Raw genomic sequence first — 7,542 nt, 5'->3', positions numbered from 1 at the left:
AGAGCGCCGGCGGGAGCGTCTCCAGCGTGTGGCCGGCGATGCGGTCCGCAAGTGACAGCAGTTCGGCGATCTGCTGGACGAACCAAGGGTCATAGCCGCTGGCCTGACTGACTTCCTGGGCCGATGCCCCCTGACGCAGGGCTTGGGCGGCGTGGAACAGCCGCTGGGCGGTGGGAGTGCGGCAGGCGGCAAGCGGGTCAGGGACCCGGTACTGCGCCGGCTCCAGCCCGTCAATGCCCAGCTCCAGACTGCGGATGGCCTTGTGCAGTGCCTCTTTGAAGGTCCGGCCGATGGCCATCACTTCGCCCACCGATTTCATCTGCGGACCGAGGGTGGGGTCCACGCCGGGGAATTTCTCGAAGGCCCAGCGCGGCATCTTGACCACGACGTAGTCCAGCGATGGCTCGAAGGAGGCCGGCGTCTCGCGGGTGATGTCGTTGCGGATCTCGTCCAGCGTATAGCCGACGGCGACCAGCGCGGCGATCTTAGCGATGGGAAAGCCGGTAGCCTTGGACGCCAGGGCAGAGGAGCGCGAGACGCGCGGGTTCATCTCGATGACCATGACGCGGCCGTCCTGCGGGTTCACGGCGAACTGCACGTTGGAGCCGCCAGTCTCGACACCGACGGCGGACATGACGATGCGAGCCATATCGCGCAGGCGCTGAAGCTCGCGATCGGTGAGCGTCATCGCCGGCGCGACGGTGATGCTGTCGCCGGTATGCACACCCATGGGGTCCATGTTCTCGATGGAACAGACCACCACGAAATTGTCAGCGGCATCGCGCATTACCTCTAGCTCGTATTCCTTCCAACCGAGGAGCGACATCTCGACCAGCACCTGATGGACCGGGCTTTCGCGCAGGCCGTGATCCACGACGCGGCGCAGTTCCTGGTCGTTGTGGGCGACGCCGGCGCCGCTTCCGCCGAGGGTGAAGGACGGCCGCACCAGGAGCGGGTAGCCGATTTCCCTGGCGAACTGCAGGGCCTCTTCGACGGAGGAGACCAGGCGGTTGGGCGGGGTGGGGAGGCCGGCGGCCCGCATGGCGGTGTCGAAAAGCCGGCGGTCCTCGGCGGTTTCGATAGCTTTCAGCTTGGCGCCGATCAGCTCGACGCCGTAGCGCTCGAGGATGCCGGCGCGCGCCAGCGCGACAGCGAGGTTCAAGCCGGTCTGCCCGCCGACGGTGGGGAGCAGGGCATCGGGGCGCTCGCGGGCGATGATTTTCTCCAATATATCCGGGTGCAGGGGCTCGACATATGTGACATCGGCGAATTCCGGGTCCGTCATGATGGTGGCGGGGTTGGAGTTGACCAGCACAACGCGGTAGCCTTCTGCCCGCAGGGCTTTGCACGCCTGCACGCCGGAATAATCGAACTCGCAGGCCTGGCCGATGACGATGGGGCCGGAGCCGATGATGAGGATGGTGCGGATGTCGGTGCGTTTCGGCATGGGTGCATCTCCTCAGGAAAGCCGGCGTTCCAGCATGAGCTGGCGGAAGTGATGGAAGAGGTGTACGGCATCGTGCGGGCCGGGGCCGGCTTCAGGATGGAACTGCACGCTGAAGGCCCCATATGCCTTGTGCCGCAGGCCCTCGACACAGCCGTCGTTCAGGTTGATGTGGGTGATTTCGGCGCCCTGGGGCAGGCTGTCGGCATCCACGGCGAAGCCGTGGTTATGTGTGGTGATTTCCACCTGTCCCGTCAGCAGGTTTTTCACCGGCTGATTGATGCCGCGGTGGCCGAATTTCAGCTTATAGGTGCGGCCGCCCAGCGCCAGCGCCAGTATCTGGTGTCCCAGGCAGATGCCGAAAATGGGCCGGCGGCCCAGCAGTTGGCGCACAGAAGCGATGGCATAGGTGACGGCGGCCGGGTCGCCCGGCCCGTTGGAGAGGAAGACGCCGTCGGGAGAGAGGGAGAGCACCTCTTCCGCCGGCGTGTTCGCCGGCACGACCGTGATGCGCATGCCACAGCGCCGCATCAGCCGCAGGATGTTGTGCTTCAGGCCGAAATCGTAGGCCACCACGTGCAGGGTCGGCGCGGCGTCCGCGCCGGGGATGCCGCTGGGGTACCAGATGGGGTCCGCCGGCTCATCCCAGGTGTACGGCTCCCGACAGGTAACCTGGCTGACCAGCTCCTGCCCGCTCATGGAGGGGATGGAGCGGGCCTTCTCCAGCAGGCGGCCGGCGTCGTCATCTATCGAGGACAGCACGGCCCGCATGGCGCCCTGGGTGCGGATATGGCGCACCAGGGCGCGGGTGGGGCAGTCGGCCATGGCCACAATGCCGTTCTGCCGGAGGTAGTCATCCAGCGACATGGCGGCGCGCCAGTTGCTGACGATGGGGCTGGGGTCGCGGATGACAAAGCCGGCCAACCAGGGCCGGCTGGATTCATCATCCTCCCGGTTGATGCCGACATTGCCGATGTGCGGCGCGGTCATGACGACGATCTGGCCGCGGTACGAAGGATCGGTCAGCACCTCCTGATAGCCGGTCATGCCGGTGCTGAACACGATTTCGCCGGCGGTCTCGCCGACCGCGCCGAAGGCGCGGCCGCGCAGGACCGTTCCGTCTTCCAGTACCAGGGTGGCTTGGGTCATGTATGCATCCCTCCAGGCGCGCGGGGATAGGTCTGCCGGCGCAGGCCGGCGGCCGATAAAGATTTTCGATTGGTCAGGCTGGATGCTTTCTGTGGCGGCTCTGCCGGGGAAGCCTGTCATTTGTACGGACAATTATATGAAAATGGGCGGGGGTGTCAAATGTCAATGGTCAGCATGCCGGCACGATGCCGGCAAATGCCGGCAAAAATGGTATTTTGCCCAAGGGGATTTTGATTATTCTAGGGCTTTGATGTATAACCTCTGCGCTGGAAGGTGTTTTATCACGAGAACCGCTTCGGCGGCGGTCAATTCTCGAAAAGGAGGATGAGAACACCCCCTATGGAACTGATGGAAACTCAAGAACTGGAAGAGCCTCCCGGTAGTGCTGAGGAGCCTCCTGGTGCATGGAGCCATATTCCTGCTGAACTGTGGAACGATTGGCGCTGGCAGTTAAGCCACCGCCTGCGCACCGTTGAGGATTTTGCTCGGGTTGTTCGCCTGACCGACGAAGAGAGAGAAGCTCTGGCGGCACCCGGGCATTTTCGCGTCGCTGTTACCCCCTATTTCGCCAGTCTGATGGACCCGAACGATCCGAACTGTCCCATTCGCCGGCAGGTGATCCCGACGACGGCGGAGCTCACGCCGGCGGAATGGGAGTATGAGGATTCCCTGGCGGAGGATGCCCATTCGCCGGTGCCGGGGCTGGTGCACCGCTATCCGGATCGGGTGCTGATGCTGGTGACCACCCAGTGCGCCAGCTACTGCCGCTTCTGCACCCGCAGCCGGCTGGTGGGTGATTCCCATGCGCAGATGGGCTTCCGGGTCTATGAACAGCAGTTAGCATATATTGCCGCGCACCCGCAGGTGCGCGATGTCCTGCTCTCCGGTGGAGATCCGCTTCTGTTGGCGCCGCGGGTCCTGCAGTATCTGCTGTCGCGACTGCGGGCCATCCCGCATGTGGAGGTGATCCGCATCGGGACGCGCGTGCCGGTGTTCCTGCCCCAGCGCGTGACCGATGAGCTGGTGCAGATACTGCGCGCCTATCATCCGCTGTGGATGAACATCCATTTCAATCATCCGAAGGAGATCACGCCGGCGGTGGAGCGGGCGCTGGCGCGGCTGGCGGATGCCGGCATCCCGCTGGGAAGCCAGACCGTCCTGCTGGCCGGCATCAACGACTGCCCCAACGTCATCACCGCCTTGGTACACCGCCTGGTGCGCAACCGCGTGCGCCCGTACTATCTCTATCAGTGCGACATGGTGCGGGGGACGGAGCGCTTCCGCACGCCGGTGCAGAAGGGCATCGAGATCATGGAGGCCCTGCGCGGCCACACCTCCGGCTATGCCATCCCGACCTTCGTCATTGATGCGCCGGGCGGCGGCGGCAAGGTGCCCATCCTGCCCAACTACCTGTTGAGCATGTCGGAGAAGCGGGTGGTGGTGCGCAATTACGAGGGCTTCATCTGTTCCTACGAACAGCCGAGCCACTACGTCTCCCATGACCCGTCCACCTGTCCGTACTGCCAGGCCCGGCGGGAAGAGGGAGCGCAGGCCGGCGTGCGGGGCCTGCTGGCCGGCGAGGCGCGCAGTATCGAGCCGGCCGGCTGGCGGGAAGCGCATCAGCGCCCCACGCGAACCGAGATGCCGGCCCATTCCATCAGCGTCTCCGCACCGCACGTGCTGGAGCAAGGATAAACCGGTCCGATGGAACCCTTGCATGTCGGGTTGGTCTTCAATCTGAAACATCACGTCCAGGTAAGCCCCGATACTCCGCCGGACGCGCTGGCGGAGTATGACACCGAGGTCACGGTCAACGCCATCAAAGAGGCGCTGGAGGCCGGCGGGCATCGGATCACCTTGCTGGAGGCGGACGAATCCCTGTGGGATGCCTTGCGCGCCGCCAGGCCGGACATTTGCTTCAACATCGCCGAGGGCCTGCGGGGCGATGCGCGCGAGTCGCACGTGCCGGCCATCCTCGAAATGCTCGCCATCCCGTACACCGGCTCCAAGGTCCTGGCGCACGCCCTTTCCTTGAACAAGGCGGCGGCCAAGCGGGTCTGGCGGGACGCCGGCCTGCCCACCGCACCGTTCCAGGTCTTTGCCCGCGGGGATGAGCCGCTGGCGCCGGAGCTGGAGTTTCCCCTCTTCGTCAAGCCGGTGCAGGAGGGTTCCGGCATGGGCATTGACGAGGGGTCGGTGGTGCGGGACCGGCCGGCCCTGTACGAGCGGGTGCGCTGGCTGATCGCGCGCTACCGCCAGCCGGCGCTGGTGGAGGCCTATCTGCCGGGGCGGGAGTTCACCGTCGGGCTGGTGGGGAACCGTCTGCGCGGCGGCGAACGCCGCCGGCCCGGCTTCTACGACGCGGAGGGCTTCCACGTCTTCCCGGTACTGGAGATCGACGTCAGCCCTGTGTCCGAGGCCGGCACGCCCTACAGCAGTTACCTGAAGACCGATAAGGCGCTGGACCTGAACTACCTCTGCCCGGCGCCCATTGATGCCGCGCTGGCGGAGCAACTGCAGAGGCTGGCCGTCCAGGCGTTTGAAGTGCTGGGCGGCCTGGATGTGGCGCGGGTGGATTTCCGGCTGGACGCCGCCGGCCGGCCCATGCTGATGGAGATCAACACCCTGCCCGGCCTGAACCCGACGTACAGTGACATCGTCATTGCGGCGCGCGCCGGCGGGGTGGACTATACCACGTTGATTAACGAGATACTGAACCTGGCGCTGGAACGCTACGGCATGGCCTTTGCGGTGGGGCATCCTTCCGCCGGCCGGCTGCCCAGCGACAGCTCCGTGGCCAAGGGCAAGCCTGGTTGAGCGCGCACTGACAAAGGAATAGGAGGGGGAAATGGCAGAAGTGGCTCGGGAGATCGCCGGCGTCGTGGTGCTCTTCCGCGACAGCCAGCGGCTGGTCAAGGGGGAACCCCGCGACCTGTTGGCCGAGCACAGTATGGTGGGCTGTGCGCTGGCAGTGGAGGAAGCCCTGCGGGCCAAGGGTTATACGGCGACCATTGTGCCACTGCGCGGCGAGGTCGAGGAACTGGCGCACTGGTATCCGCCCACCGAGTGGGCCGTCTTCAACCTGGTGGATGGAGGGGAAGGCCGGCTTTTTGAAGAAGCGCGCGTTGCCTGGGCGCTGGAGGCCATGGGCTACTGCTTCACCGGCGCGCGCGGCGATACCCTGGCCCTGACCACCCATAAAGGGCGCACCAAAGCCCTCCTGGCCCAGCACGGGATACCGACCCCTCCCTGGCGCATCTTCCAGCACGAGGACGAACTGCAGGACGATGCCGATCTGGGGTTGGGCTATCCCGTCATCGTCAAGCCGGTGGCGGAGGACGGCAGTGTGGGGGTGGAATATCCTGCCGTGGCCCATTCCCTGGCGGAGGTGCGCCGGCGCGTGGCCTACATCCGCGAGACCTATCGCCAGGCGGCGCTGGTGGAGGCCTTCATCGCCGGCCGGGAGTTCAATGTGGCCCTGTGGGGCGAGCCGCCCCAGCTCCTCCCCCTGGCGGAGATCGATTTCAGCGCCTTCGCCGACCCGTGCCAGCGCATCGTCTCCTATGCCGCCAAGTGGGAGGAGGGCTCGTTCGAGTATCAGCACACGCCGGCGGTCTTCTGCTCCTCCCTGGACGATGAACTGCGCAGTGCCATCTCCTCCATCGCCGTGGCCGTGTGGGAGATCATCGGCTGTCAGGGATATGCCCGGGTGGATATGCGGGTTTCGCCAGAGGGCATGCCCTATGTGATTGAGGTGAACTGCAATCCGGATATCGCGCCGGACGCCGGCTTCTTCCGCGCCGCCGCCCAGGCCGGTATGTCCTACGCCGATATGGTGGAACATATCGTTGATATTGCCCTGCAAGAGAGGCACTTGTATGGTCGAGCCAGCGACAGATGTCGACGGTCCAAGTATATTACGCATCACCCAGCAGGCCGGCGTCTTTACCGCCGGGGAGGTCCAGTGCGTCCAGGAGCTCTGGTCTCAGTACCTGAACGAGGGTGAGGAGCGCAGTGGCTATTCCTTTCGCGTGTACCGCGAGGGCAGTGTGGTTCTGGGCTACATTTGCTTTGGCCCCCATTCGTTGACCGAAGGGACGTACGATGTGTACTGGATCGCGGTCTCCCCGGAGGCGCATCAGCGGGGCATTGGGAGCCAGCTCCTGCACGAGGCCGAGGAGGAGATCGCCGGCAAAGGGGGGCGCAAGGTCCTGATTGAGACCTCCAGCTCCCCGCTCTTTTCCCCAGCGCGTGCCCTATACACCCACTGCGGCTATCAGGTCGAGGCAGTGGTGCACGACTTCTATCAGGATGGGGATGACCTGCTGATCTTCTCCAAGCGCCTGCGGGAGAACCGCCGCAAGCCGATGGAGGAGATCGAGGTAGTGTATATGTAACATGCAGTGGGGGCAGTCACCATCCCCCAGGTGACAGGCAGGTGACAGTCACCTTCAAGGTGACTGTCACCTGATACCTCCGAGGTGACTGTCAACTGCTGTTACGGCCACCAGCGGCCCACGTCGAGGATGGCGCGGGCGGTTTCCTCCAGGGCTTTTTCCGTACCCAATGCCAGGATGACCTCTTTCAGGGCGCCCAGGTCGCTCAGCAGGCTACGCCGCCGGCGCGCCGCCAATACCCGCAGGGTCTCGCGCCAGAGGGCGTACAGTTCGGCGCGCGGCAGGCCGGCCAGGCCGGATGCCAGGTCTGCCAGGGCGCGGGCGCGGTCGTCCTCGTCCTCGATCTGGCGGGCGGCGGCCAGGGTCTCCTGGAGGGCCTGGGTGCGGAGGTCGGGCGGGAGGAGAGGCGCCAGGTCTGCCAGGGCGTCGGCGCGGGCGTCCTCGTCCTCGATCTGGCGGGCGGCGGCCAGGGCCTCCTGGAGGGCCTGGGTGCGGAGGTCGGGCGGGAGGAGAGGCGCCAGGTCTGCCAGGGCGTCGGCGCGGGCGTCCGCG

At 65.6% G+C, this 7,542-nt stretch carries 7 protein-coding genes; 4 read left to right on the top strand and 3 right to left on the bottom strand.

Going from position 1 to position 7,542, the window contains the following annotated elements; translation table 11 throughout:
* Together carB and carA are read right to left on the bottom strand one after the other, a co-directional pair.
* Window positions 1-1,447, bottom strand: a 1,447-nt coding sequence (gene carB, locus H5T60_09410) for a carbamoyl-phosphate synthase large subunit (protein ID MBC7242648.1), incomplete at its 3' end; no start/stop codon positions are given.
* Between the two features lie 12 nt (window positions 1,448-1,459).
* Complete coding sequence (gene carA, locus H5T60_09405; protein MBC7242647.1) at window positions 1,460-2,593, bottom strand: glutamine-hydrolyzing carbamoyl-phosphate synthase small subunit; 1,134 nt, start codon at window positions 2,591-2,593, stop codon at window positions 1,460-1,462.
* Between the two features lie 339 nt (window positions 2,594-2,932).
* Here carA and ablA point away from each other — a divergent pair, with 339 nt between their 5' ends.
* The 4 genes from ablA to H5T60_09385 are packed head-to-tail and all read left to right on the top strand — an operon-like array spanning window position 2,933 to window position 6,990.
* Entirely contained in the window at window positions 2,933-4,288 is a 1,356-nt protein-coding gene (ablA, locus tag H5T60_09400; GenBank protein ID MBC7242646.1) for a lysine 2,3-aminomutase, read from the top strand.
* Window positions 4,289-4,297: 9 nt separating this feature from the next.
* On the top strand, window positions 4,298-5,410 hold the full coding sequence (locus H5T60_09395; GenBank protein ID MBC7242645.1) for a hypothetical protein: 1,113 nt from the start codon (window positions 4,298-4,300) through the stop codon (window positions 5,408-5,410).
* Window positions 5,411-5,441: 31 nt separating this feature from the next.
* A complete protein-coding gene (locus H5T60_09390; protein MBC7242644.1) occupies window positions 5,442-6,599 on the top strand; it encodes an ATP-grasp domain-containing protein in 1,158 nt (385 codons plus the stop codon).
* Window positions 6,600-6,624: 25 nt separating this feature from the next.
* Window positions 6,625-6,990: a GNAT family N-acetyltransferase gene (locus H5T60_09385; protein MBC7242643.1), complete on the top strand. Its 366-nt coding sequence runs from the start codon at window positions 6,625-6,627 to the stop codon at window positions 6,988-6,990.
* 101 nt (window positions 6,991-7,091) lie between these two features.
* Here the strand turns inward: H5T60_09385 and H5T60_09380 are convergent.
* The coding region (locus H5T60_09380; protein ID MBC7242642.1) for a hypothetical protein at window positions 7,092-7,542 on the bottom strand (451 nt) is incomplete at its 5' end.

The sequence above is a fragment of the Anaerolineae bacterium genome, assembly GCA_014360855.1.
Lineage (GTDB): Bacteria > Chloroflexota > Anaerolineae > JACIWP01 > JACIWP01 > JACIWP01.
This window is presented reverse-complemented; position numbering and strand designations above follow the sequence as displayed.